The sequence below is a fragment of the Streptomyces sp. CA-142005 genome (genome assembly GCF_050942335.1).
Lineage (GTDB): Bacteria > Actinomycetota > Actinomycetes > Streptomycetales > Streptomycetaceae > Streptomyces.
Window position 1 is genome coordinate 7,833,700 of record NZ_CP192078.1, and the last position, 24,303, is coordinate 7,858,002.

General features: G+C 69.9%; 23 protein-coding genes. 4 read left to right on the forward strand and 19 right to left on the reverse strand.

The genetic code is table 11. From position 1 onward, the window contains the following. Positions 1–9: 9 nt before the first annotated feature. From ACQPXS_RS36490 to ACQPXS_RS36500, 3 genes are read left to right on the forward strand one after another with little or no spacing between them, the layout of a single operon-like run. Positions 10–486 carry a hypothetical protein gene (locus ACQPXS_RS36490; RefSeq protein WP_433453761.1) on the forward strand — a complete coding sequence of 159 codons (477 nt, stop codon included), beginning with the start codon at positions 10–12 and terminating at the stop codon, positions 484–486. Further along, complete coding sequence (locus tag ACQPXS_RS36495) at positions 483–1,691, forward strand: MAB_1171c family putative transporter (RefSeq protein WP_433453762.1); 1,209 nt, start codon at positions 483–485, stop codon at positions 1,689–1,691. Before ACQPXS_RS36490 ends, ACQPXS_RS36495 begins: the two co-directional genes overlap by 4 nt. Then, positions 1,688–3,136 carry an amidase family protein gene (locus ACQPXS_RS36500; protein ID WP_433453763.1) on the forward strand — a complete coding sequence of 483 codons (1,449 nt, stop codon included), beginning with the start codon at positions 1,688–1,690 and terminating at the stop codon, positions 3,134–3,136. Before ACQPXS_RS36495 ends, ACQPXS_RS36500 begins: the two co-directional genes overlap by 4 nt. Here ACQPXS_RS36500 and ACQPXS_RS36505 read toward each other — a convergent pair. The 16 genes from ACQPXS_RS36505 to ACQPXS_RS36580 all read right to left on the reverse strand — a co-directional run bounded on the left by ACQPXS_RS36505 (position 3,114) and on the right by ACQPXS_RS36580 (position 21,232). Further along, positions 3,114–3,632 (reverse strand): AAA family ATPase, encoded by a 519-nt coding sequence (locus ACQPXS_RS36505; RefSeq protein ID WP_433453764.1) that lies wholly within the window; start codon positions 3,630–3,632, stop codon positions 3,114–3,116. The genes ACQPXS_RS36500 and ACQPXS_RS36505 overlap by 23 nt on opposite strands. Before the next feature lie 39 nt (positions 3,633–3,671). Then, entirely contained in the window at positions 3,672–4,307 is a 636-nt protein-coding gene (locus tag ACQPXS_RS36510) for a M15 family metallopeptidase (RefSeq protein ID WP_433456117.1), read from the reverse strand. 278 nt (positions 4,308–4,585) lie between these two features. Then, positions 4,586–5,413, reverse strand: coding sequence for an NUDIX domain-containing protein (locus tag ACQPXS_RS36515; protein ID WP_433453765.1), 828 nt, complete (start codon positions 5,411–5,413; stop codon positions 4,586–4,588). Positions 5,414–5,545: 132 nt separating this feature from the next. Continuing rightward, positions 5,546–6,619, reverse strand: coding sequence for an NUDIX hydrolase (locus ACQPXS_RS36520; RefSeq protein WP_433453766.1), 1,074 nt, complete (start codon positions 6,617–6,619; stop codon positions 5,546–5,548). A 129-nt stretch (positions 6,620–6,748) separates the two neighbouring features. Beyond that, on the reverse strand, positions 6,749–7,330 hold the full coding sequence (locus tag ACQPXS_RS36525; RefSeq protein ID WP_433453767.1) for a GFA family protein: 582 nt from the start codon (positions 7,328–7,330) through the stop codon (positions 6,749–6,751). Between the two features lie 188 nt (positions 7,331–7,518). Beyond that, the gene (gene fxlM, locus ACQPXS_RS36530) at positions 7,519–9,843 is read right to left on the reverse strand and encodes a methyltransferase, FxLD system (RefSeq protein ID WP_433453768.1); all 2,325 of its coding nucleotides are present in this window, start codon (positions 9,841–9,843) and stop codon (positions 7,519–7,521) included. Between the two features lie 50 nt (positions 9,844–9,893). After that, entirely contained in the window at positions 9,894–11,273 is a 1,380-nt protein-coding gene (locus tag ACQPXS_RS36535) for an NUDIX domain-containing protein (RefSeq protein ID WP_433453769.1), read from the reverse strand. Beyond that, positions 11,270–12,190, reverse strand: a complete 921-nt coding sequence (locus tag ACQPXS_RS36540; protein ID WP_433453770.1) for a class I SAM-dependent methyltransferase — start codon at positions 12,188–12,190, stop codon at positions 11,270–11,272. Before ACQPXS_RS36540 ends, ACQPXS_RS36535 begins: the two co-directional genes overlap by 4 nt. Beyond that, positions 12,103–12,531, reverse strand: coding sequence for an HIT family protein (locus ACQPXS_RS36545; protein WP_433456119.1), 429 nt, complete (start codon positions 12,529–12,531; stop codon positions 12,103–12,105). The genes ACQPXS_RS36540 and ACQPXS_RS36545 overlap by 88 nt, the downstream gene beginning before the upstream one ends. Before the next feature lie 101 nt (positions 12,532–12,632). Next, positions 12,633–13,865: a methyltransferase gene (locus ACQPXS_RS36550; protein WP_433453771.1), complete on the reverse strand. Its 1,233-nt coding sequence runs from the start codon at positions 13,863–13,865 to the stop codon at positions 12,633–12,635. Positions 13,866–14,068: 203 nt separating this feature from the next. After that, entirely contained in the window at positions 14,069–14,518 is a 450-nt protein-coding gene (locus ACQPXS_RS36555) for an NUDIX hydrolase (RefSeq protein WP_433453772.1), read from the reverse strand. Further along, entirely contained in the window at positions 14,515–15,924 is a 1,410-nt protein-coding gene (locus ACQPXS_RS36560; RefSeq protein WP_433453773.1) for an MFS transporter, read from the reverse strand. Before ACQPXS_RS36560 ends, ACQPXS_RS36555 begins: the two co-directional genes overlap by 4 nt. Before the next feature lie 279 nt (positions 15,925–16,203). After that, positions 16,204–18,072, reverse strand: a complete 1,869-nt coding sequence (locus ACQPXS_RS36565) for an ABC transporter ATP-binding protein (protein WP_433456121.1) — start codon at positions 18,070–18,072, stop codon at positions 16,204–16,206. A gap of 576 nt (positions 18,073–18,648) precedes the next feature. Then, the gene (locus ACQPXS_RS36570) at positions 18,649–19,746 is read right to left on the reverse strand and encodes a DNA-3-methyladenine glycosylase family protein (RefSeq protein ID WP_433453774.1); all 1,098 of its coding nucleotides are present in this window, start codon (positions 19,744–19,746) and stop codon (positions 18,649–18,651) included. After that, the gene (locus tag ACQPXS_RS36575; RefSeq protein ID WP_433453775.1) at positions 19,743–20,027 is read right to left on the reverse strand and encodes a hypothetical protein; all 285 of its coding nucleotides are present in this window, start codon (positions 20,025–20,027) and stop codon (positions 19,743–19,745) included. The genes ACQPXS_RS36570 and ACQPXS_RS36575 overlap by 4 nt, the downstream gene beginning before the upstream one ends. Beyond that, the gene (locus ACQPXS_RS36580; protein ID WP_433453776.1) at positions 20,024–21,232 is read right to left on the reverse strand and encodes a hypothetical protein; all 1,209 of its coding nucleotides are present in this window, start codon (positions 21,230–21,232) and stop codon (positions 20,024–20,026) included. Before ACQPXS_RS36580 ends, ACQPXS_RS36575 begins: the two co-directional genes overlap by 4 nt. Positions 21,233–21,398: 166 nt before the next feature. Here ACQPXS_RS36580 and ACQPXS_RS36585 point away from each other — a divergent pair, with 166 nt between their 5' ends. After that, entirely contained in the window at positions 21,399–21,905 is a 507-nt protein-coding gene (locus ACQPXS_RS36585) for an NUDIX domain-containing protein (RefSeq protein WP_176945002.1), read from the forward strand. Between the two features lie 20 nt (positions 21,906–21,925). Here the strand turns inward: ACQPXS_RS36585 and ACQPXS_RS36590 are convergent, their stop codons facing one another. Genes ACQPXS_RS36590 through ACQPXS_RS36600 form a run of 3 tightly spaced genes read right to left on the reverse strand, consistent with a single transcriptional unit; the run spans position 21,926 to position 24,303 of the window. After that, a complete protein-coding gene (locus ACQPXS_RS36590) occupies positions 21,926–22,471 on the reverse strand; it encodes an NUDIX hydrolase (protein ID WP_433453777.1) in 546 nt (181 codons plus the stop codon). Then, on the reverse strand, positions 22,468–23,313 hold the full coding sequence (locus ACQPXS_RS36595; RefSeq protein WP_222995839.1) for a class I SAM-dependent methyltransferase: 846 nt from the start codon (positions 23,311–23,313) through the stop codon (positions 22,468–22,470). The genes ACQPXS_RS36590 and ACQPXS_RS36595 overlap by 4 nt, the downstream gene beginning before the upstream one ends. Before the next feature lie 60 nt (positions 23,314–23,373). Next, a complete protein-coding gene (locus tag ACQPXS_RS36600) occupies positions 23,374–24,303 on the reverse strand; it encodes a DUF2797 domain-containing protein (RefSeq protein ID WP_433453778.1) in 930 nt (309 codons plus the stop codon).

The window sequence follows — 24,303 nt, forward strand, 5'->3', positions numbered from 1 at the left end:
CCTGACCTCTTGGCCGAGCTGCAGCTCCCGCACGTCACCAATATCCGCGACCTCAGCGACGAGGTCTCACGCCGCACGGGACGGAAGGTTTTCCTGGAGGCCCGTGAGCAGGCGCCCTCCGTGTGCGGGGCATGCGCCGTCACGGAGAGCGCCTTCCACGTGTACTACGACCCGCGGACCAGCTCCCTGCACCAGGACCACATCATCGCCCACGAGTTCAGCCACCTGCTGCTCGGCCACCACAAGAACCGCCCGGCGTCCGCGCTCTCCTCAACGATCTTCACCAGCGTGGGCTCGGCCACCGTTGAGATGATGCTGGGCCGTACCAAGTACGACGAGGACGAGGAGCGGGACACCGAGCTCCTCGCCTCGTTGATCCAGCGCCGGATCATCGACCGGTGGCTGCGCAGCGACGAGTCCTCCGGAGACGAAGTGCAGGACCGGGTCACGCACACGCTGCTGCGCCGACGGGAGGCCCGGCCGTGAAGGATCTGCTCCACCCGATCAGCCTCGTCGTCGCCACGCTCGGCTTCCTCTGCTTGCTGCGGGACATGCCGACCCGCCGCCGAGACCCCGCCTTCACCGCGCTGGCCGCCGTCTTCCTGCTGTCAGGGCTGTCGTTCCTGTTCTCCATCACACTGATGTGGCAGTACCTCGACCATGTCCTGGGCGTGGTGAACCTCTCCGTACCCCTGGCGATGGGGTGCGTGGTCGCGCTGCTCGCCTGCCAGCAGATCGTCCTCACCTACTGGGGATCACCCCCCGAAGTTGCCCGCAGGAGGGCACGGGAGTGGCTAGCCGCAGGCTTCGCTGTGATCGCAGGGCTGCTGGTGCTGTTCGCCCTGCTGACGCCGAACGCGCCGCGACCGATCAACTTCACGCTGTACTACGCGCATGATGGCTGGTACGCCGCGTATCTCACCCTGTACGTCACGGCCTACACCATCGGTGAACTGTCCCTCGCCCGTGCCTGCTGGCGCCTGGCCCACCGCAGCACACGCGGGTCCGTCCGTATCGGCCTGCGCATCGTCGCCCTCGGCGCGACCGTCACTCTCGGATACAGCGCCGTGCGCATCGGGAACGTGATCGCCGGTGCCTTCAACGCGTCGCTCGCAGAGTGGGAGGGCTTCGCGTGGACCTGCGGCGATGTCGGCGCCATGCTCACGCTCATCGGCTGGCTAGTGCCCACCATCAACGATCAGGCTCAGAGCCTCCAGTACCGGATCAAGCAATACCGCAGCTACTACGGCCTACGCCCCCTGTGGCTGGAGTTCTACAGCGAGGCGCCCGAGATCGCACTGCCGATCGACCGAGTCGACCCGGCCCAGAGGCGCCGCTTCCGCAGCATCTCGATCCGGCTCTACCGCCGAGCAGTCGAGATCAGAGACGGACGGTTCGTGATCCGTCAGTATCTTGATGCCGCAGTCCGCGAAGCCAGCGAAGCCCGCCACCGGGCCCGAGGGCTTCACGGAGAAGAGCTGTCCGCGGCCGTCACCGCCGACCAGATCCTCGCCGGAATCGCCGCCCGGGCAGCCGGTACCCGCCCGGAGACCGACCAGCTCACCGAGTTCGCCGACTCCGAACGCCAGACCAGCAGGCCCATGGACGACATCGACGCTCTCCTCGACGTCGCGCGCCACCTGCCCCGCCAGCCCGCACGAGCCCCCCACCTTGAGCAGGTCTCTGCATGACGACCGACCTCACCCACCAGCCCGCCCACGTCCAGCTCCAGGCCCTGGATCGCCGCGAGATCTCCAGCCGCGAACTGCTCGACCTCCACCTGGCGCAGATCGACGCCAGCCAGATCAACGCCGTCGTCACCCGCGACGACAGCGCTGCCCGAGCCGTCGCACACGCGGCCGACGAACGCCGCGCCCGCAACGAGAGCACCGGCATCCTCGACGGCCTTCCCCTCACGATCAAGGACAGCTTCGAGACGGCCGGCCTGCGCACCACCAGCGGTGCCGAAGACCTCGCCGATCACGTTCCCGCACACGACGCCGACGCCGTCGCCCGGCTCCGCCACCAAGGCGCCGTCATCATGGGCAAGACCAATACCCCGGCGTACTGCCAGGACCTGCACACCGACAACAGCCTGTTCGGCCCCACGCTCAACCCGCACGACCCCAAGCGCACCGCCGGTGGCTCCTCCGGCGGTCCCGCCGCCGCAGTCGCCGCCCACCTGACACCAGCCGACCTCGGCAGCGACCTCGCTGGCTCCCTACGGCTCCCCGCTCACTACTGCGGCGTCTACGGCCTGCGCCCCACGCAGGGACTTATCCCGGCCCGCGGCCACGTCCCTCGCCCGCCGGGGTGGATCACCAGCAGCGACATGGTCACCCCCGGCCCCCTGGCCCGCCACCCCCGAGACCTCGACCTGCTCCTCGCCGCACTGACGACACCGTCACCCGACGAGAACAACCCCTGGAGCGTCACGCTGCCCACAGCGCAACGCCCGATCGGCCAGCTCCGCGTGGCAGTGTGGGCCGACGACGCGAGCTGCCCAGTCGACCGCAACACCGCCGATGCTCTCGCCACCGTCGAACGGACGCTGACCTCCGCCGGCGCGAGTGTCCGCCACACCACGGGGCCGGTCGGCTTCGCTGACTCTCTGCGCCTCTTCGAGCAGCTCCTTTACGCCACCACGACCGCAGCCACCGACGACGACGCCGGCTCCGCCGAACTCGCCGCTGCCCGTGACCTGCACACGGACGATGCGAGCCCTCGAGCCGCCTTCCTCCGCCACCGAACGCAGACACACCGTGTCTGGCTCCGCGCCAACGAGGAGCGCCTCCGGCTCCGGCAGACCTGGCACCGGTTCTTCGCCGACGCCCAGCACGACGTCCTCATTACGCCCGCCGCTCCTACTGCGGCGATCCCAGCCGGGAGCCGCTCTCTCATGGTCGACGGCGTCGAACGGAGCTTCTTCGACCAGACCGGCTGGGCCAACCTGACCAGCCACGTCGGTCTGCCCAGCCTGGTCATGCCTGCTGCGCGTAGCGCCGATGGCCTCCCGATTGGTGTGCAGCTGGTAGGACCGGCCTATTCAGAGCGGTCCTTGCTCGTGATGGCCGAGCACCTGGCGCCTCTGCTCGGCGGGACGGCCGGGGGCGTCATCGGATCATCGAGCGGATGACCTCTGCGTCGCCGTTGTAGGTGATGACGGCACCTTCATCTTCGGTAGGCGGTTCGAACCGAGCGAAGAAGTCGTCCAAGGCTTCGGGAGTCACGTTCAAGGCATTGGCGTCCTTGCGCTGGTTGCGCGCGGCGAGGCGCCGCAGGAGCTCCTCCCTGGACGTCGGCAGGTAGACGAGCAGCGGGAGTCCGCCCGCGGCCCGGACTGTCTTCTTCCATTCCTCGCGATCGGAACGACGCCACAGGCCGTGGTCGAGGACGACGGCACGGCCCGCGCGCAGGTGCTCCGTGAGCTGCGCACGTACGGTCTCGACCGCAGGAGCCTCGCGCTCGAAATACCCGTGCTCGGGGTAGTCGACCCCATACCGGCCGTGGAGGCGGTGGACCTCCTCGTCAACGCTGAGGCGGACAAGGCCCATCGCGGCGAGGGCCTGTGCAAGGTGCGTCTTGCCGGAGCCGGTGATCCCGATGAGCAGGACGGCGGTCGGCTTGCTCACGATGTCGCGCTCCCTCGCGGTACTGCTGGTAGCTGCTGCTTACGTGCGGTCGCGTGGTCCGTAGACGGCGGCTGCCCGGCCGGTGTGGAGGGCCCAGTATCGGTCTCCGTAGCTGAAATGCCACCACTCCGTTGGATAGTTCACAAACCCGGCGGCTGACATGACGCGGCAGAGCGTGTCGCGATGGGCCCGGGCGGCGCCGCTGATCGAGTTCGCGTGGGTGTAACAGGCGCCGTCGCTTTCCTCTGGGGAGGCGTTCATCCTCGTCCCCATGTCCACCTCCTGGCCGTCCGGGGCGGCGAGGGTCAAGTCGACGGCCGCGCCAGCACTGTGCGGCGCGATCTCCGGTGGGGAGACGTAGCGGCTTGCGGCCTCGTGGACGCGGCTGTCGCTCCAGTCGGGGTTTCCGCGACGCAGTTTGGTCGCGTACTCCTCGAAGTATGCCCGCTGGAGCGCCGGAGGCCGGTACCCCTCGACGACGAGCAGGCGGAACTCAGTGGGAAGCAGTCGCTGGGCGTGTTCCAGGCGCTCGATGAGCCCGTGCCGCAGGTGCGCGAAGTGGCCGTCGGAGTCCTGCTTGCGTTGATCGACGAGGAACAGGCCAGACGTCCGTATGTCGATGAGTTCCTCGCCGCAGTCCTGAACAGGGATGGCGGCGACCCGAGGGTCGGACATCAGCACGATCTTCAACTACGTCTCCTTCTGCAGTAAAAGGTGAGCGGCGCCGCAGGTGTACGTCGGTGCTGGCGGTCAGGCCAGGCCGTCGCCAGGCATGGCCGCTGGTCCGGATGCGAAACCCGTGGAGTGCGCTGGCGAGTGGTCGATGGCCAAGTCGGGCCGCCATGCTGTGAGGATCTGGGCGCTGCACACGAACAGGCCGTCGGGGAGCTGATCGAGCGGGTGCCAAGCCCAGTCGCCGACACTTTCGTCCGGCTGGGTGGGTGCGCTGGGGATCAGGTGTGCGTGGTGAGGTAGGCGGGGCCTTCGCCGCGACGGGCCTGTTCGATGGCGTCGAGGCGGGCGAAGGCGCGCGGCGCCATCAAGCGCTGCCAGGTGGCGAGGTCGTGCACAGCCCACATGTCGTGCTCGGCGGGATCGAGTCGGATCCGACCGAGCTGCTCTGCGGTGAGCCGGCCTCCGTCGAAGATGAGCCCTACCTTGTTCAGCGGCAGGCGGGGCCCGGCGTGCAGGAAGTGCGTCAGGAGAAGTTTCGGTGTATCCAGGCCCAGTTCGAGGCCGGTCTCTTCGACCGCTTCGCGACGAGCGGTTTGCAGCGGGTCCTCTCCTTGGGCGTCCAGGTTGCCGCCCGGGAACTGCCAGAGGCGCGAGCCGTAGACCGAGCGCAGTTGAACCGGCCGGTCGTGTTCGTCGCGGATGTACAGGCAGCCGTACACCGTATGGTGGGGGACGGTGTGCGCGTACTGCGCGGGCGTCATCGGCATCGGTCGGCCTGGCCGTGCAGGGCGGTGGTCGAATGCGAAGGCGAGGACGCCGAGGCCCTCCTTGGCTGGCGGGTAGATGCTGCGCAGGTTGGCGAGCAGTTCTCCGGGCGGCCCGCTCGGGTCGATGCGCGCAGGGTCCTCTGAACTGAGCAGACCCTCGAACGAGGGGTACGGGGTGATCCGCTGCACGATGACGTCGAGCTCCCGGCCGGTGTCGCGGTCGTGGAAGACGACCGTGTCGCCGACGGCAACGGCGCGCTTCTGCGGGGTGGCCACCCTCACTTCGATCGTCTTGCGCCCTGCCTCTACTTGACGGTAGTACCGCGGGAGCAGGTGCATGTGGTGCTCCCGCGGTCCACCTCCTGTCGCCGGGCTCGGGACAGATGAGATCGCCTGTTGGGTGTCGTCAGGCACGCGTGCCTCCGATCGATGGTCTAGCTGGTCCAGAGTTGAGAAGGGCGGTCGTTCGTGTCAGCTCAGCCGCATCCCCTCCGCAGGGACTTCGTCGATTGCGGTGGGGCGAGCGGTGGGCAGGCCCCAGCGCTCTCGGGCTGTCTCAGCGGCGAGTCGGGCTTGCCGCGCTCCTGGCGGGCCCCATCCCAGAAGGGCGGCTGCCTGGGCGGGGGTTGCGAGCAGGCGTGCGAAGGGGTGGCCGGTGGCGGGGTCGACGGTCGCCGGCCCGATGTCGGTGACCCGGGCGGCTAGGCGGAGTCGGGCGTTGGGGCCCACTCCGCCGTAGACCTCGCCGGTCTCGTCCAGCACCCAGCCCAGTCGCACCGGGTCGGTCAGGGTGAGCTGGGCTTCCTCGGCGGCTTCGCGGTGGAGGGTGTCCTCGGGTGTCGTGTCGGTCCTTTCCACGGTGCCGCCGGGCAGCATGGGCAGGGCGCCCCGGGGGCTTGGGTCGGCGACGAGGACGACCCGGCCGTCGGGCACGAAGCACCACGCCCAGGCTTGCTGCACGGGGAGCCGTTCAGGGACAGGGTCACGGTTGAGGGGGCTGTCCCACAGGGGCCGGTAGCGGACGTGGACGTCATGTCGGTCCAGGGGTGGGAAATCGAGGATGTGTCGGCCGTCGGCGAGGTGGGCGGTGGGTGTGTTCCCGAGGCGGGCACGGTAGGCGGCGAGCATGATCTGCCCGTCCACGGGGTGTAGCCGCTGCATCGCGTCCCGCGTTTCGAGGAAGGCGTACTCGGATAGTTCCTCGCGCGGCAGGCGGATCGCCTTTGCCTGGTCAGGGGTGAGGGTTCCGCCGTCGAAGACGTAGCGGATCTCTCCGGGGCATGGGATGCCGCGCCGGATGGCGGCGTGGTGTGACGAGAGGGAGTGGACGGCGAGCACGCTCGCCAGGGCCAGGTTCGGCAGGCCCAGTTCTTCGGTGATCTCGCGTCGGCAGGCGTCGTGCGGGTGTTCGCCGGGTTCAACGACCCCTCCGGGCAGCAGCCACCGGTCGTCCTCGTGGTAGGTGGGGTGTACCAGCAGGACGCGGCCGACCTGGTCGGTGACGATCGCGGCGGCGCCGAGCCACACCGCGTGCCGGGAGGACACGGCGTACTGCGCTGCGGAGAGGGCAGTCCGAGGTGCAACGCGATCCGAAGGGGAAGCGGGGGAGGCCATGTGGCTCTGCCTTTCAGGACGGTGGGCGGGCGTGTCATGGCGCGGACGGGGGAGCGGGGATCAGGCGGCGCCGCCCGCGAACCGGGGCGGTTCTGGGGCGAGAGTGATCTTCATCCACGGAACGGCGTTCTCTCGGAAGGAATGCCCGACGGGCTCGATGCCGCGTTGGTGGGGGAGGTCGAGACTGAAGCCGGTCACCATGATCATTTCCGTGGAGTCAGCGACGGAGATCAGGTGGGTGCCGCAGCGGGGGCAGAACCCGCGGCGAAGGTCTGGCCATGTCGAGTACCAGGTCGGTTCACCGCCGGGGCCTGTCCAGGCCAGCCCGTTCTTGTGGAAGCCGACCCAGAGTACGGCTGGACCGCCGGAGATCCGGGTTTCATGAGGACATGAGCACAGATGGGGATCATCCGGGAGGCCGCTTACCTCGTATGCGATGTCACCGCACTGGCATCGGCCGGTTCGGATCTCTGGGGCCAGGAGGGTGACAGTCTGTTCGGTGGCTTCGGAGCCGTCGGCTTGCTGGCTCTCGGACACCAGGCGGGACGGTGTGTGCACCAGCACCGGGTCACCGGAAGGACTGCGCGTGGTGTTGCAGATTTCGCGCTCGGTTTGTTCGGAGGGGCGGGTTGTCTCGGCCATGGATCTCCTCGAGGAAACCGGATGCGGACGGAAGGGTCGTGGAGGCTTCTAGCAGGTGCAGGGATCGATGAGGGGTGGGACTCGACGGCCGTGAGCCGGGGCTCCGCCGGGCTCACGTATGCCGGACATAGCAGGCCGTCCCGGTCCGGCGCGCTTCAACCAGCCCCACGTCTTTCGTCCGGCCGGCTCTACGGTGAAGGCACACGGCCCGGCCACTGGAACACGAGACGGCTGTGGGGCTTGTCCAGGACGTCCCCGGCGGGTAGCTGGCCGTCGGGGGTGCTAGCCGGGTGAACGGTCAGGACAGGGTCGTTTTGCTTGCCGTCGTTCGTGCGTACGTCGCGGTCCCAGGCTCTCACCGTGGCCGCCAACTGCTCGGCGAGCTGCGGGCCGTGCTGTCCGAAGGCATGGACGACCCACTCCCACTCCTTTTCGGCAGGGCTGTCACCGTGCCGGGTCTGGACGTGGACGAGGTAGGCCAGTGATGCGTCGCCGAGAATCGCCGGCGCATCGCCGTCCTTCGCGATCTGGGTGACGCCGGTGCCTTTGTCCCGGTGGGCGGACAGACGGACGAAGCCTGGCAATGTGGTGGCCGCGTAGAGCTGCAGCGAGCCGAAGTAGAAGGCCGCCCCCATGGTGACCCCGGTGGCGACCTGGTGGCGCGGCTCGCGCAGGGCCTCTTCCAATCCCTTCGTCGAGGCGGGGGTGCCGTCTTCGAATCGGAGCTTCAGCTCGCCGTCGAGGAGGTCCACGACCGGGGTGGGGCGGGCGTGTTCGCCCTGGGCGCGGAGGAATCCGCAGTGCGTGAACTTCCGCGCGTGCAGCACCTCGCCGCGTCGCTCGAACGCGACCGCCCTCGTGTATCCGTGGATTTCGAGAGGCAGGACCAGGCGCCCGCCCTCAGTGACCTGCTCCCGCCAGGATGGGGAGATGTCCCAGGAGTTGTAGGTGATCACAACTGCATCGAAGCCGCCGCGCGGTACGAGGTGTGAGGGGGCGCCGAGTGCCGCATCGCCTTGGAACGCGGTGACACGGCCGCTGCCGGCCTCTGCGGTCAAGCGCCGGGTGCGGTGCACGACGTAGGGGTCGATGTCGCCGGTGACCACCCTGCCCGGGGGGCCGGCCACGTGGGCGATGAGCTCGGCGTTGTAGCCGCCGGATCCTGCCTCGAACACGATCGCTCCCGGCTTCAGGCACAGGCTCTGGAGCATGTCGGCCTGGAGCCAGGCCGCGGACACCGAACTGGTCGCCTTTCCTTTCTCGTCGCGGCGGGTGATAACGGCCCGGTCGCCGCCGTCGTACGCGGTCTTCAGGTCTTTCTCGGGAACGAAGCGGTGTCGGGGCACCGTGCGCAGCGCCTGCTGTACCGGTTCGGAGGGCGCCCAGCCGCCGTCGATGACCGTCTTGGCCATCTGCTGGCGCAGCCGGACAGCTTCGGCCGGTTCGCCGGGCACGGGCGGTTGGCCGATCGCGAGCGGATAGGAGTGGACCGGTGCAAGGCCGGGGATAACCCCGGGCCAGATCGCGTCAAGGGCTTGGGCGGCTGGAGCGAACGCGGGACCGAGGCAGGCCAGGGCGTGCAGGTCATGCCACTCCCACCGGTCGAACAACTGCCGTTCTCGGTTGGCGAGGGTGCCGGACCATGCGGTGATGCGGGCGACCGCGGTGAGCCGCGGCACGCCGTGGCTGTCGTCGGCCAGCATCGTGACCACGTGCGCGTCCGAGGCCGAGGCGGTCAGACCCGTCTCCTCGGCCAGTTCCCGAACCGCCGCCGCTTCGAAGGACTCCGCACCACTGGTCTTCCCGCCGGGAAGTTCCCACATGCCCCGGCGCGAGCGGCCGAGCAGGACCCGACCGGCCTCGTCGGTGACGACCGCAAGGGCGCCTGTCACAGCCAGACCGGTGGGCGGTCGCTGCCGCTCCACCGCCCGGGCGCCGGTGTGGCACGGGCCGCGCAGGACCAGGACGGCGAGCTGGTCCGCCTCCAGCCGCTCGACGGTCTCCCAGCCTTCGGTGAGCAGGCGGACCTCGTCTTCGTCGAGGGCGATGTCCCGTCGTTCGGCCGGGGTGTGCTCGACCACGGGGGTGATGACCACCAGCGTGCCGCCAGGCCGCAGCCGTTCACTGAGCCCGTGCAGGACGCGGCTGCGATCGCGCAGGAAGGGGTACATCAGTCGCATGGTGACCAGGTCGTAGCCGTCCTCGTGCAGCTCTGCCGGATCGTCGCGCTCGATGTCCAGGCAGATCCAGTGCACCCGCTCGACGCCGGCATGTTCGTCCCGGGCCCGGGCGAGAGCACTGTCGGCGAAGTCGACGGCGTCCACCGTGTAGCCGAGGGAGGAAAGGTAGGTGGCCAGGCTGCCGGTGCCGCAACCCACATCGAGCGCCCGTCCGCCGCCGTCGGGGACGGGAGCGTGCTCGGCGAGCAAAGACCGCTCGCAATCACCGAGTTCCCGGAACCCCTTGCCGTCGGCATAGTGCTGCTGCCACTGGTCGCGGACGACGTACGCCACGGTCGTGCTCCTCAACTGCTCTTATGCTGGTGGGTGGTGTGGTGTGCTGGTCAAAGACGGTTCGTTGCGCGGAGCCGGGCCAGGGCGCGGCGGCCTCGCTCGACGAGTTCCGGATCGCCGTGGGCGGCGCCGTACTGGATGCCGGAGACGGCATCCAGTAGCGACAGGACGATCAGGTGCTCTTCTTCGGCGGGGGACAGGGGGCGGCCGTAGCCGGTCAGCAGGGCCTCGTGCAGGTCCGGCCGTCCGTGCCAGGCGTCGGACAAGCGGACGAAGTCCCTGACGGCCGGACCGCCTTCGCTTCTTTCGAAGTCGATCACGTACAAGGTGCCCGTCGACTGCTCCCAGCGAAGGTTCCGCCGCTGGAAGTCACCGTGCGTGGGAATCCTCTCCAGGGCCGGCAGACCAGCGGCCCCCTTTGCGGTGGCACGGATGAACGCCTCGTCCCCGGGCTCCAAGTAGGCGCGTGCGCCGTCGAGGTGCCGTTCCAGCTTCTCGAGCGGCAGAGAGTCGGGGAGGGGCGGCAGTGCCGGGACGCTGCGGTGAATGGTTGCCGCGAGTTGCCCGATGCAGTGGAAGATCTGCCGCTCCTGGTCGGGCGGGTGGACGGCGCCGTGCAGGGAGCGGCCTGGCACCGTGGTGATGACGATGGCCCGCAGTGATTCGTCGGCGGCCACCAGACGGGGTGCCAGCGGGCCCAGACGGGGAACCCAGCTGCGGTATGCGGCCAGCTCGCGCTGGTGGAAGCGGTCGTTCTGGTGGATCTTGACAAACCACACCCAATCCTCGGCATCGCGTGCCCGCCACACCTGACTGCCCTTGCGTGCCCAGGAGACATCCGTCCAGCCGGTGATCCTCCCGACCGCCCGACCGACGAAGTCCCGCACCGCGTCCTCGGGGACCGTGCTGCTTGGACCGGCGTTGGGCACGAGGCGCAGCCGGTCGACGGCCGGGGCGTAGGCGATGGGATCGCCGGGCTCCTGGAAGTGCAGGGCCATCCGGGCTCCGTCCCGGTAGGCGTCCAGCCCGGCCCGGCAGTAGGCCACCATGGGCTGCGGCAGCGCGTCGAGCGGGAACCAGCCCATGGCGTCGCACCGGTCCGGCTCCATGACGCGGGGGTTGCCGCGCCAGTGCCGGACCTCGAAGAAGAACCCAACGCGTGCGCCGCCACCCGGGGAGCGGTGGTGCACGGTGACGGCCGCGCGGACATCAGCTGGATCGACGAGGACGCCGGTCTCCTCGCTGGTCTCCCGCACGAGCGCGGTCACGACATCCTCTCCGGGGTCGAGGTGACCGGATGGGAGATGCCAAAGTCCCGTCGCGTAGACGTCGCCGGCCCGCCGGGACAGGAGCACTTCGGGACCCGTCTCGGTATCGCGGACCGCTACCAGGTGCACGTCCAGCGGCTCGGTGTGCCGCCCCCCGCTCACCGGTCACCGCCAGGGCGGCGCGCGAGCAGCACGGTGAACACGGCGTCCTCAATGAGCCCTTCACTTCGGGCGTGTTCCTCCAGCAGCAAGTGAGCTTCCTGCTCGAACCGTGCGTGCAGATCGCCGAAGAGCGCCGGGCGGGCGAAGCTCGTGCTGCGCAGATAGCCGACCACAGCTGCGGGTGTCCACGTGCGGCGGACCGGGAACCGGTGCTCGCTGACGTCGCTGAACGCGGACTCGGCGAGGTCGTCCTCGTAGCGGCGCCCCGGCTCGGTGTACGCCCCAGCGGTGCCGGCCCGCCGCTCGGGGCCGAGGTAGGACTGGATGAGCCGCTGCAGATCCGCCGTCCACTGCGCTTGGTAGGTCCAGAGGCTGCCATCCCCCATGATCGCCATGCTGGCTCCGGGAGAGGTGACGCGGTCGGCCATCGTGAGGACCGCGGGCCGGGGCATCCAGTGAAACGCCCGCGCGCAGGTGACCAGGTCCGCTCGGTAGCCGTCGAACGGCGGCGTGAAGTCCTCGGCTCGCCCGCAGTGGAAGCCAGCGGGACTGTCACCCAGGAGCGGGGCGAGGACTTCAGTGGCCTCGCGGAGCATCCCGGGATCTGGATCCACCAGGTCCACTCGGGCCACATGCGCAGGAGCGGAAAGCAGCGCAGCCGCAACCTGCCCGGTGCCGCAGCCGAGATCGAGCAGGATAGGCCGGGCGACGTCCTTCACTGCGCCGGCGAGCAGGCGGACCGCTTCGGATGGGATACCTGGCCGGTATCGGGCGTAGTCGGCCGCCGCCGAGGCGAACAGGCCCCCGGACTCTGCTCCCGGGCGGCCCCTCATGCGTGCTCCAGCAGCGCACGCAGTGCGACGGCGTCCGCCTGCAGCTGCGCCTCGTCCTGACGGCCCGTATCGAGGGCCGACCATGGGAGCGGCCCGCCTGGCGCCGGATCGGCATCGTCGGCGTACCGGGGAACGATGTGGGTGTGGAGGTGGGGCACCACGTTGCCGAGGGTGGAGTAGTTGAGTTTCACCGGCTGGTAGAACGCCGTCAGGGCCTTGCCGAGCGTGAGGGTGTCGGCCCAGTACGCGGCGGCAAGGGTGTCCGACAGGTCGGTGGGCTCGGCGACGTGCGGTGCGCCGCGGTGGATCAGTACGCAGTAGCCCCGCACCTGGCCCGAGCGCCACAGGTAGGCGTTGGCCACTTCGCCCCGGTGGAGCAGGATGCCCCAGCCGATGTCGTCGGCGGTGAAGTCGTTGCCGCACATGGGGCAGCCCTGGCCGCCGCGCTGACGGAGGAAATCCTCGGACCACCCGGCCGGCCGACGGGGGCCGTCGGCGGACCGAGAAGGGGGTTTGGTTTGCTGGGTCATGGACAACTCCCAACCGATGGAGACGTCTGGTGGGGGACGGTGGCGAGCGGCGGCAGCGTCCAGGTGAGGGCCATCCGGCCGGGACCGGAGGTGACGCGTTGCGGGCCACCGCCGTCCGGAATATCGACCCGGTACGTGTCCGGGCGGCCCGCCCGCTCCCAAGCGTCGTGGAGATCTTCGAGTTCGGCCCACACATCACGCGGCCCGTGCAAGCGGACCGTGCCGTCGCCGGGACCGGCCACCGCCCAGGAGTCCTCCTCCGGGGCGACGATGGTCATCGTGTCGGCCTGGAAATCCCTGACCAAGCCCGGTGCCAGGTACGCGGCGGCGATCCAGAAGCCGTAGGCGTCATCGTCGGGCGGCGCGAGCCGGATCGGGCGCGGCCGGCCGGGGTCGGCCTTGACCCGGGGCCGGTGGTTCACGGCGGTGAGCCACTCGTAACCGAGCAAGGGCCGGTGGCCGCGCGGCCTGCCCGTCAGCACCACCTGCAGCCTGCCCTTCCGCGTGCGGGTGGCGCGGATCTGGCCGGGCCAGCTGGGCGTCCTGGCCACGAGCGTGGTCAGCAGCGTTCCGCCGGGGGCGAGTTGCTCCACCCATGCCAGCGGGAGAGACGGCACGCCGATACCGGAATGGATCCGGTCGTACGGTGCCCCGGCGGCGTGTCCGCCGAGCGCGTCACCTTCGATGACCACCGCTCCCAGCCCGAGCCGGTCCAGGTTCCGCTGGGCGAACACGCTCATGTGCTGATCGCGTTCGACACCGGTGGCGAGGCCGGGACCCGTGATGGCAGCGGCGAGCGCGAGAGAGATCCCCGGACCCGAACCCAGGTCCAGGAACCGCTGCCCGCGCTCCAGATTGAGGCACTGCAGCACCTCGACGGTGGCGGGGGCGTAGGTGCTCATGGAGGTCATGTGGCCGCCGGTCACCGGCCCGCGGCCGAGGGCATCCAGCGGCTCGCCATCGCGCTGGAGCAGGACGGAGTCGCCGCTGTAGACGAGGTCGAGCCACTTCGCCTGGTCGTCGGGATGAGCGCCGTCCAGAAGCCGCCACTGGATCGGCTCGATGCCAGGACCGCTCTCCCGGAGATAGGCATGGGGGAGGAGCAGTTCCCGGCGGACCTGGAGCATGGCGTCGCGCAGCAGCGGATCGGTCAGCACGCCATCGGTGACGAGGCGGTCGACCATCGCGGTGCGTGCGTCAGTGGTAACGGCGAGCAGGTCAGCGGACATGGGCTCGCGCGTCCTCGGGCGTTCGGATGCGCTTGACGAGGAGCCCTCTGCTCGTCCTTGCGCAGCTGAACCCTCGGCCGTCGTTGCCGTACTCGGCCTGGGCAGCGCGGACGCATCCCTGGTCCCGGCGCGGTGCTTGGAAGTGCCATCCGGCCGCTGGGCGGTTTCTGGCCTGGGCCGGGGCACGTTCCTCTCCGAGATGCTCACTTCTGCCGCCTCCAGCCCATCTCGGTATACAGCCGGCCTGCGCGGATTCCCCCGATGGCCGCTCGTGTGTACGGGACGATCGGCTCCGGCAGGCTGTCGACGGGCCACCAGGCCCACCGCAGGCACTTGTCCTTCTCCAGCCCGCGGGGCTCGCCCTGCCATCGGCCGGCCTGGAAGAAGAGCTGGATGCGAGGGATGGCGTCCTCGTGGTCGAGGAGGTGCACGGTATGCACGAGCGTGAGGTCATCCTCGGCGACGACCAGTTCCGCCTCCTCCATCGCCTCCCGTACCACGCATGTCCGGACCGGTTCTCGTTCCACGTGTCCAGCCAGCGCGTGCCAGTGGCCACCCGCGAACGCCGAGTCCGGGTGTCGCTGCCCGAGCAGCACCATGCCGTCCCGCTCCAGGTACAGGTGGCCGCCGATCACGTTCAGTTCCGCGCTCACGCCGTAGCACCTCCGCCCGCCGCGGGATTGCGCTGTCCCTTGCCAGCGGGGGCGGGGGCGGGGGCGGCGAGGGGTGAAGGGGATGGGGAGGGGACGGATGGTTGCACGAGTGGATCTCCTGGACGGGAGGGGACAGCCTGGTCTCGGTCTCCGGGCATCTGGCGGAGGCCGCGCAGTGGGGAGCGGTAGAGGACCACGAGGGGGACGAGGAGCAGGCAGGTACCGACGACCAGGGTGGGCCGTACGCCGATCCGCGTCCCGAGGCCGCCCGCGACCAGGGCGGCCACCGGCCGGGCACTTGAGGTGAGCCAGGTACTGGCGGCCTGCATGCGGGCCTGCATGTCATCGGCGGTGACGACCTGACGAATGGAGCGCTGGGTGGTTCCCGCCGCCGCGGCACAGGCCAGCTGGAGAAACAGGGCGGCGCCGATGCCGATCTGCCAGGCCAGGGCCGGGGAGGCGAGCAGCAGCGGGATCTGGGTGAGCGGGGCGAGCGCGAGCGCGACGAGCATCATCGGCCCGGGCCCGTACCGTCGGGCGAGCACCGGGGCGGCAAGTGCTCCTGCCGCCGCGCCGAGGGCTGCCAGGCCCAGGACCACGCCGAAGGCGGTCGGGCTCATCGAAAGGGACTTGAGCAGGTACAGGGCCCACAGGGTGTTGAGGAGTGCCAGGGCGGCCGAGGTGGTCGCGTTGACCAGGGTCAGTGTGCGCAGCCGGTGGTCGCGGCGTACGTACCTCAGGCCCTCACCGATCTCCGTGTGCAGACGGCGGCTTCCTGCTCGCGCCCGGGTGGTCTCGCGTGTCTGGATGCGGGCGGTGCACCAGGCGCTGACGAGGTAGGAGCCGACGTCACCGAGCAGTGCCCGGGCCGGTCCGAGGAGCGCGGTCAGGGTGGCGCCGAGGTTGCTGCCGGCGGTGGCGGCGACGGCGAACAGGGCGCCGATACGGCTGTTGCTCCGTTGGATCAGGGACCGGTCGACCAGGCTGGGCAGAAGGCTGATCGCGGCGGCGTCGTGCAGCACGCCTGCCGCGCCCTGCACCGCGGCGACCACCATGAGCTGGGTCAGGGACAGCCTGTCCAGCGCCGCTGCTGCGGGCACGCTGGCCAGCGCGGCGGCGCTGACCAGATCTCCGTTGATCATCTGCTTCCGCTTGGAGTGCCGGTCGGCCAGCGCTCCGGCAGGCAACGCCAAGAGCGCGGGCGGGAGTTGGCCCATGAACGTGATCCAGGCAACCTGGGTAGGGCTGGCATCCAGTACGAGAACGGCCAGCACGGGCAGAGCCATCGAGCTGATCGAGCTGCCGGCCACACTGGCGGTCTGGCCGGTCAGATACCGACGGAAGTCCCGGTGTTGCCACAGAGACGTCCGCCCGGCCGATGTGACGGAGTCACACGGGCAGGACATGACGTACCCCCTCGGCTTCCCTCGGACGCACGCCCGGCGCGACCGTGACTGCGTGATCGTGGTGCCCGGGCGTCCCCGGCACCGCGGTGTCCACGCCCAGGTCACCGCCCCGGACACAGCCGTGGAGGAGAAGCATCTTCCGCCGCACACGAAGGGAGGCGTCACATGGTCGTGGGCCGGTTGACACATCGGCATCCGGGCGGGCAAGCATGGCAGTGTGCCGTGTGCTCGCGGCGGCGGACAGGTCTGTGAGCACGATGCTCTTCTGCGGCCGTGTGTTCATGCGGGTGCCTGCCGCTGTCCGTCATCGTCCCTGGCATCCGAGGAGACCTGGCACGACAGCAGTTGCCGGAACAGACCCGGTTGCTCGGCCAGCTGTTCGTAGGTGCCCTCCTGTACGACCCTGCCCTCGTCGAGGACGACGATCCGGTCGGCTACGGCGACGCTGGTGATGCGGTGGGTCACCAGCAGTACCACCCGGTCCCGGGCAAGGCCCCGTAGCCGCTGGAAAATCCGGTACTCGGCGAGCGGATCGAGGTTCGCGGTCGGCTCGTCAAGGACCAAAAGCCCGGCCTGGCGGAAGAACGCCCGGCCGAGAGCGATGCGCTGCCACTGGCCCCCGCTCAGTTCCTCGCCGTTGAGCCACTCGCGGGCGAGAAGGGTGTCCAGGCCGGCGCCGAGCTTGTCGACGACCTCGTCGGCGCCGGCGGCCTCACACGCCTCGCGTACCGCCGCGTCGCCACGCGCCGTGGGCTGCCCGAGGGTGATGTTCTCCCGCACTGTCAAAGGCCACCGCGCGTAGGTCTGGGGTACCAGGGCCACCTGCTGCCACAGCGCCTGCGGCTCGGCGTCGCCGGTGGGTACGCCGTCCCACAGCACCTGCCCTTCGGTGGGCAGGTACAAGCCACTGATCAATTTCGACAGCGTCGACTTGCCCGAGCCGTTGAAGCCGACCAGGGCGGTGACCTCGCCCTGGCGCAAGGTGAGCGACACCTCGGACAGAGCGTCTTGCTTCTTGCCCGCGTACCGGTGCGTGACCGACTTGATCTCGATCTTCTTCGGCGGCCCCGGACGATGCGCGCCCCGGCGCATGCGGAACCCTCCGGCCTTGTCCAGGAAGCCGCTCCAGTCGTCCATGTACAGCCCCGTGCGCACGGCGCGCGCCCCCACCGAGACCAAACCGCGGACCGACTGGCCCACCGTCTGCAAGGCGAAAACAGCCGTCCCGGCGTGTCCGACGCTGATGCGGCCGGTGGCCAGCAGCCACACGACCGCCGCCCATACGACCGCCGACCCCACGCCGCCGCACAGCGCGCCGATCAGGGACATGCGGGCCCCCTTGTCGGCGGCGGCGCGGTCCTCGCGGTTGATCCGGGCGACCGTCTGCCGGTACCGGCCGGAGAGGAAGGCGGCCATGGTGCCGGCACGGATCTGGTCGGCGGCCTCCTTGGTGTAGATGTGCCAGCGCAGGATCGACAGCATCCGCAGGTCGCCGTTGCTGCGCAGATTCGCCAGGTATCGCACACGCGCGGCGCTGACCTGGGCCAGGGCCTGTGGCAGGCTGGCCGCGACCAGAAGGGGGAGAAGGACCCAGTGCACGCCGGCCAGCACGATCGCTCCGGCGACGAAGGAGGCCGACGAGGCGATCAGGTCCTGCCCCTCGTCGATCAGGTCCCCGGTGACCTGCGCCCCGCGGTCGGCGGCTTCGCGGTCGTGGTTGAAGTCGGGCTCGTCATAGGCGCACAGCTCCACCTCGGCGCAGCCGGTGAGCAGCATCTGCTCGGCCTCGCGCGACATCAGTGGGCCCAACCGGGAGGACAGCCAGGAGACGGTGATCCCCAGAAGGGCGCGTACGCCGGCGGTGCCGGCCAGGAGGGTCACGGACGGCCACGCCTGAAGGAGCCGCTGGTAGACGTCTCCGCTGGTCAGCAAGGCGGTGAGGGTGCCGCTGATGGCGACCAGGCCGAGGGCTTGCATCACGCCGGTGACGGCCTGGCACAGCAGGAGACCGATGGTTGCCCGGCGGTCGACCCGCCACGCTAGAGCCAGTGACCGGCGCACCAGCTGCGGCAGCCGCCGGGCCATATCGCGCATCCTGATCGAACGGCCGGCCGCTTCACGGCTGCCCGTCAGATCGACATACCGCATCTGCGGCTCGTTGGCGGCCGTTTCCGATGGCTTCTCCGGCTCGGCTGCAGAGGGCGCCTCGGTCCCGGCCGTCGGTTCGGGAGGCAACGAAGAGGGTGTGGACTCCAGCGGGGCGGTGCGCGGCCCCGGGATGTTGTCGGGGGATGCATCGGTGGGCTCACTCATGCCGCCCACCCCGTATCCGGTCGTGCCGCGCGCTGGGCGGCGGCGTCAACCTGCCGCCCGGATCGTGCGGAGCACGAGCCAGCCGGCACGGGACGTTCGAATACGGCGGCAGGATTCACGGGGACGGGCACAGGATTCACGGAGTCCTCCAGATGGACGCACGAGGGGTACTGGTGCTCTAACAACGGCCCCCGGACGGGTCTGTCACGGGCAGATCCGGGGCAGATCGTGGACGGATGTTCTATTCGGTGGCCGTGGCCAAGCGGGCCTTGTCGCGAGGTGCGCCTGCATCGCTCGAACAGCTCGGATCACCCCTTCGAGGTATTGCGGGGATCCCGTCGGGCGCGGTGCGGGCATGGCAACGAGGAGCAGCGGCGGCAGTGGCGTCCGCTGCTCTCGACCTGGGGTCGGTCAGGTTCCTGTCTGCTCCAGGGCCGCGTTCCAGGCGGCGAGGGCGTCGGGGCCGGAACCCAGGAGCGGGGCGACAGGCTTGGCCAGGTAGTCGTGCTCGACGAGGTAGAGGCCGGCGGTGCCGGCGTAGCCGGGGAACAGTTCGTTGAGGCGGGTCATTACGGTCTCCGGCGCGGCGTCGTCAGCGTCGAGGAGGCGGCGCGCAAGGATCTTGCGGTTCCACACGTCGATGCCGAAGACGGCAGGGTCGCGGGAAGCGTGGGAGGTAATTACCGCGGCGGTGTAGGGGCCCACTCCTTTGATTTCCTGAACGGCCTCCATCAGGCTTCCGGCGGCCTTGAGGTCCTCGGTGCTGTGGTCGCGGAAGTAGGCCGCGTAGTGCGGAAGGCTTTTGGCGCGAAAGCCCAGACGGTCCCGTTCCTTTAGCGTCTCCGGCGGGACGTGGGCGATCTCGTTGGGGGTGAACCAGGCCCGCAGCGTGATCCCGTCGAAGTGGACGAGACGGCCGTAGTGGATCAGCAGGTTGCGGGTCATCTGGGCGGTGCGGCGGATGGTGACGTTCTGCAGCAGCAGGGCGATCACGGCGATCTCGAAGTGGTCCTCAGGGCACGACTGCCGCATCCCGCCCAGGGCTGCGAGTGCCTGGCGCATTGCGGGCACTCGGGACGCGAGTTCCGCGAACGCCGCCTGGTCTTCGTCCAACCCGTACGAAGAGATGAGCCGGCGCGTCAGCTCCTCGCAGTCGGCGGGCTTGAAGTCACCGTCGGTGTAGATGTCGGCGATCACGGTGCGGTCCTCGGCACGCAGCCGGACTCCGACCACGAGGTCGCCGACTCGGAAGGTACGCCAGCTGCAGGACTCGGTGTGGGCTTTCAGACCGGTGGCGTAGTGGGACGGCTTCCAGAAGGTGTGCAAGGCGTTGAACGGACCGTCGCCGGTTACGGACAGTTCGAGGGTGTCGGTGTGGTCGAGGGTGCGCGGGTTCACGTCATGCTCCTGGGTCGGGGCCGTGGGTCGCAGGGGGCCGCCGAACAGCTCGTGTTCGGCGTCGGAGACCTGCGGATCGGCCATCGTGACCGGGCCGAAGAATCTCTTCACGGGGCGCCTCCTGCAGGCCAGTTGATGGCCCGGTAGGACGGGCCGTGGGTGAGCATGTGGAAGATGGTGGCGGTGTAGGGGTGACAGTCCGGCGACGGTCGTTCCATCGGCACCCAGAAGGGCCCTTCGTGCTTGTGTGGCTCGGTGTTGTACGGCTCACCCGTCCAGGACTGCGCCACGAACACGGCGGTGATCCGGTCCAGGCCACCGTCGGAGTCGTGGTGGTGGATTAGCCCGCAGAACTCCTGCTGCTCATTGCCGGGGGATGCTTGGTCAGTCATGGCGTGGCGAGGTCCGGGCGGAGGGCGATGGCGTCGCGAAGGAAGCTGCGCTTGGAGTAGAAGGTGTGCTCGGCCGCCCAACCGTGACTGGCGAGGTACTCGCAGAGCCAGCTGTCGATCCGCTTCATCTCGATGAGGATCTCTTCCTGGTGGTGGTCGAGGATGCTGCGTGAGCGGAGGTACTCCAGCTCGCACTGGGAGAGCACCACGTCGGGGGCCGCCAGGAGGGCGCAGCGGTCGAGGAAGATGCCGTAGACGTGTCCGGTGCGCAGCGACTCGCACTGGATGTCGTAGCGGACGCGCTGGAAGGGCGGCATGGCCCGGACCTGGAGGTTCAGGTCTTCGCGCAGGAACGTCTCGAAGCGGTCGGGGGTGATGTCGAGGCCAGGGGTGAGTTCCTCGCGGCGGGCGAAGGCGTCCTCGGTGAACCACTTTCGCTTGAGCACGTGCCCGGCGGTGACGGTGGGGATGAAGGAGGCGTAGCCGATCTCGGGCTCGGGGCCGGTGACGTCGAACAGATGGTTCTCGGTGTGGTGGATCTGGAACTCTTCCCGGTACTCCGGACGGCAGCCTTCCAGCTTGCCGTCGCGAAGTGCCTTGAGCAGTTCCATGGACGCGGACCAGATGTCCGGTGCCGGGTCGAGGGTGTACTTGATCTCCAGCTCAGTGCCGGAGAAGTGCTTGCGGAAGTACCGCAGATGGTTGTTGAGCGCCGTACTCGACTCTGCGTGCGCCGTCAGCACGGGGTCGAACCAGCGCAGTTCCTCGACCGGGCCGTGGCCGACTGGTTCCCGGGTGGTGCGGACGAAGCAGGCGTCCTCGGGGTGGAAGCGGATCTGAGCGTACGCGTGGTAGCCGCCGCCGGGGTGTTCGGCCAGGTAGCACAGCGGCACCAGGCCGGGGGCGGCCTCGGTACCGACCAGGCCGCGCAGGGCGGGGCCGGCGATGGCGTCGGGGAACAGTTCGCCGCCGTCGATCCTGGCCGCCCCGAGCCGGGTGCCGCCGGGCTGCAGCGCTTCGGCCGGGCAGGGCCCCAGCGCGTTCCAGCGGACGATCACGGTGGTGGCCGGCCGGCATACCTCCTGCGGTGGCACCCGTACGAGCACGATCGGCTCGTCTGGTCGCCGTGGCGCGGTGCGGTTGAGGAGGTGGACGCCGCCGAGGACGACCCAGGCTCCCCGGTACGAGGGCTGCTCATCGTGCACGCTGGTCTCCTTCGTGTGAAGCGGGTGCCACGGGTGATCGCCCTGCAGCCCGAAGGGGCCACCGGGTCGGCCGGACCTCCCCGTATGGCTGCCTGCTCGTCGCTGCGACGTCCGGCCGGTTCGTCGGCCTAGGGTGGGGCGGGTGAGTCATGGTGAAGTTGGTCAGATGATCTTGGGCGAGGCTGTTGCGGATGCCCGCCTCGCCGCATGGGAGTTCGACGGTGCACGGGCCTGGCTGGAGGAAGCCCGCCGGCATCCCATGGAGCCGCTGGCGGCCGAGGTGTGGGTCACCGACCCTGCTTTCGAGCACGTCCTGCTGGTCAAGCACCGCGTGCGCGGATGGGTGCCGCCGGGCGGCAAGGTGGAGCCGGGCGAGGCGCCGCGTGCGGCGGCGGCACGAGAGCTGCTGGAGGAGACCGGCCTGCGCACCGAGTTGCTGCCCGAGCCCGCGGCCGTGGCGGTGCGTTCCTACCGGGCCGACTGGTCTCCGACCCTGGGCCTGTCCTACGCCGCGATCGTGGGACGCGACGTGCCGCTCGCCGGGGAGCAGAACCAGCCGGCGGCATGGTTCCGCCTGGACACAGGCTGGGACAGTGTCTTCCCCGAGGACCGCGAGCGGATCCGTGCGCACGCTCGCCGTCTGGCAGCCGGCCGGGCGGTCGGCTCCTGCTGAGGTAGGTCCCTGGCCGCCGTTCACAGGAGGGCCTCGATCCGGTCGAGGTCGGCCGAGGGCAGGGTGACGAGCTCAAGGTCGTGCAGGAAGCGGCACCACACCGGCTCCAGGCCGGGTTCGCGTTCGAACTCCTCACGGTCCAGGCATCCGTTGGCGTGCGCGGCGGTCCGCAGCGCGTGCTGCTGCAGCTGGGCTGGGTGGATCCACCGAGGGGCGCGGACCTCCCGGGGCGAGGGGCACAGCGACCCGGAAACCTCGGCCTGGAAGATCCACCAGTGGTGGCCGACCGGACCGTTGGGCGTGCGGTGGCAGTGGTTGGGGCGCCACTGGTCCAGCAGCAGGTGCAGGTGGGTGACGGTGAGACCGACCTCTTCGGTGACTTCGTCGCGGGCGGCCTGCTCGGGGCCGCCATGCTCGTCGACGTGGCCGGCGACCGGGGCGATTCCGGTCGGAGGAGTCGCCCGCTCGAACACCAGCAGGCCGCTCGGGGAGGAGATCAGTACCCCGACGCTTGCGTGGTCACAGAGGCGGGCCCCGCCGCCAGGAGCCGGGGCGGCCGGAGTCATGCGGCGGCCTTTGGCCGTTGGGCGACGACGACGAGCCAGCTCGTCACGGCCGGGGCATCGGGGGTGGTCATGGCGTAGGCGGTGTCGAGAATCTGCATCCGCTGGGCGTGGGTGAAGTCGCCTTCGGGCCGCGCGAAGACGGGGATGGATAGCCACGCCTTCTTCTCGGCCATGGTGCTGTGCTGGGCGGTGAGCTCTGTGCCGACGACCGTCAGTCCGGCTGCGGTCAGCTGCTCGGTGACTGTTTTCAGCGGCAGCTTCGGTGGCCTGTCCGCGTCGCGCGGCGGTGGGGTGTATCCGTGGGTCTCAGCGGCGACTTGGCGGATGAGGGCGTTTAGGGAAGGCCCGGTGCGGGTTGACAGTTCGTCGGGGTGCCGGACGCCGGCGAAGCCGCCGCCGATGTTGAAGACGAAGTGCCCGCCTGGGCGCAGGATGTGGGCGACGGCTGCGAACACTGCGGCGGTGTCGGTCTTCCAGATCGCGGAGTTGCACACTACGGCGTCGGCGCTGCTGGCGTGCAGGTGGTCGGCGAGCCGTTCGGCCGGGGAGGTGATCCAGGTCAGGCGGGCGTCGGTCAGGGTGCGGCGACCGACACGCTGCATTGCGGCGGCGTTGTCGACGGAGACGACCCGAGCGCGGGCCGGGATCAGGTCGAGGATCGCGCGGGCGGTCGCGCCGGCGCCGCCGCACAGGTCGACCACCAGGCTGGCGTTGGCCAGATGGCCTCGGCGGGCAAGGTCGCGGCTGGTCGCGTCGTACATGGGGTGGGCGCGGGTGAAGGCGTCGTACGCCTCGGCGTTGCTGTCCTCGTCCCAGCCGAGGATGGCGTCCTGGGGTGCCATGTTGCTGTGGCCTCGCTTCTCAGAGCGGCCCGGCAGTGCAGGCCGGGTGTTCGGGCTGGGTCAAAAGAGCGCGGACTGTACGGCGGCGGGCGGTGAGGAGAACTGTGCGCCGAGGACGATGCGCCGGCCCTTGAGGGTGCCGAGGTCGAGCAGGTAGGGCAGTTGTTCACCGTCGCCGTCGAGGGTGGCGAGGACCTGGGAGCCGAGGCAGGAGAGCACCGTCAGCCCGTGCTCACCGGAGCGTGGGTCGTGCGGGTACAAGGCGCGCCCGGTCTTCGGCGTCCGCAGCAGTTCGCCTTCGCCGGGCGGCGTCCACGGCTCCGGTGTGGCCGGGACGTTCAGGCCGCTCAGGGCCGCGGTGGCGCGGTCGAGGTGCTGATGGTGGGCGGCACCGGCCGGGGCGAGGTCGCGCAGCTCGGCCAGGGCCGTCAGCTTGGCCGCGGCCCGCACGGTCTGCGTCAGGCCGAGGTGGCGGGTGAGGGCATCCTCCAGGAACCGCACGGCGCGGCCGTCAGCACTCCGGGCGAGGTAGGTAGCGATCAGGGCACCCTGTTCGTCGAGGCGGGAGCGCTTACGGGGTTCGGCCGCGGTGCCGATCTTGGTGGTGCCGTCGGCGAACGTCGCCAGGTACAGCCAGTGCGGCTGGGCCATGTACGCCGCCAGGGCGTCGGGAACATGCCCGCCGGAGTGGAACCGGTGGGCGAAGCGGAAGTCGTCCCGCCCGGCGCAGGCCGGGCACTGTCCGCCGGCCTCGGCCGGGGCCCGGTCAGGGCAGGCGACCGCCTCGACGCGGACGCGGTCGGCGAACCGGTACCGGCCGGTGCACCACCGGCCGGTACCGCTCACCTGGTAACTCAGGCGCCTGCCCATGACCGGGGCGTAGACGAGTGGTCCGCCGGTCACGGGGGCGAGTAGAAGACGGGGGTCTGCGCTCGCCCAGGTGATGCCGTGACAGACGTATGTCCCGCTGGCGGGCAGGGCCTGGTCCAT

Bases quoted from the DNA above. Each gene is read 5' to 3' on its own strand.
- ACQPXS_RS36500 (WP_433453763.1), top strand. From the start codon at position 1,688: ATGACGACCGACCTCACCCACCAGCCCGCCCACGTCCAGCTCCAGGCC.
- ACQPXS_RS36510 (WP_433456117.1), bottom strand. From the start codon at position 4,307: ATGTCCGACCCTCGGGTCGCCGCCATCCCTGTTCAGGACTGCGGCGAG.
- ACQPXS_RS36515 (WP_433453765.1), bottom strand. From the start codon at position 5,413: ATGCACCTGCTCCCGCGGTACTACCGTCAAGTAGAGGCAGGGCGCAAG.
- ACQPXS_RS36525 (WP_433453767.1), bottom strand. From the start codon at position 7,330: ATGGCCGAGACAACCCGCCCCTCCGAACAAACCGAGCGCGAAATCTGC.
- ACQPXS_RS36540 (WP_433453770.1), bottom strand. From the start codon at position 12,190: ATGGTCGGCCCTCGATACGGGCCGTCAGGACGAGGCGCAGCTGCAGGC.
- ACQPXS_RS36545 (WP_433456119.1), bottom strand. From the start codon at position 12,531: ATGTGCGGCAACGACTTCACCGCCGACGACATCGGCTGGGGCATCCTG.
- ACQPXS_RS36550 (WP_433453771.1), bottom strand. From the start codon at position 13,865: ATGTCCGCTGACCTGCTCGCCGTTACCACTGACGCACGCACCGCGATG.
- ACQPXS_RS36560 (WP_433453773.1), bottom strand. From the start codon at position 15,924: ATGTCCTGCCCGTGTGACTCCGTCACATCGGCCGGGCGGACGTCTCTG.
- ACQPXS_RS36565 (WP_433456121.1), bottom strand. From the start codon at position 18,072: ATGCGGTATGTCGATCTGACGGGCAGCCGTGAAGCGGCCGGCCGTTCG.
- ACQPXS_RS36575 (WP_433453775.1), bottom strand. From the start codon at position 20,027: ATGACTGACCAAGCATCCCCCGGCAATGAGCAGCAGGAGTTCTGCGGG.
- ACQPXS_RS36585 (WP_176945002.1), top strand. From the start codon at position 21,399: ATGATCTTGGGCGAGGCTGTTGCGGATGCCCGCCTCGCCGCATGGGAG.
- ACQPXS_RS36590 (WP_433453777.1), bottom strand. From the start codon at position 22,471: ATGACTCCGGCCGCCCCGGCTCCTGGCGGCGGGGCCCGCCTCTGTGAC.
- ACQPXS_RS36595 (WP_222995839.1), bottom strand. From the start codon at position 23,313: ATGGCACCCCAGGACGCCATCCTCGGCTGGGACGAGGACAGCAACGCC.
- ACQPXS_RS36600 (WP_433453778.1), bottom strand. From the start codon at position 24,303: ATGGACCAGGCCCTGCCCGCCAGCGGGACATACGTCTGTCACGGCATC.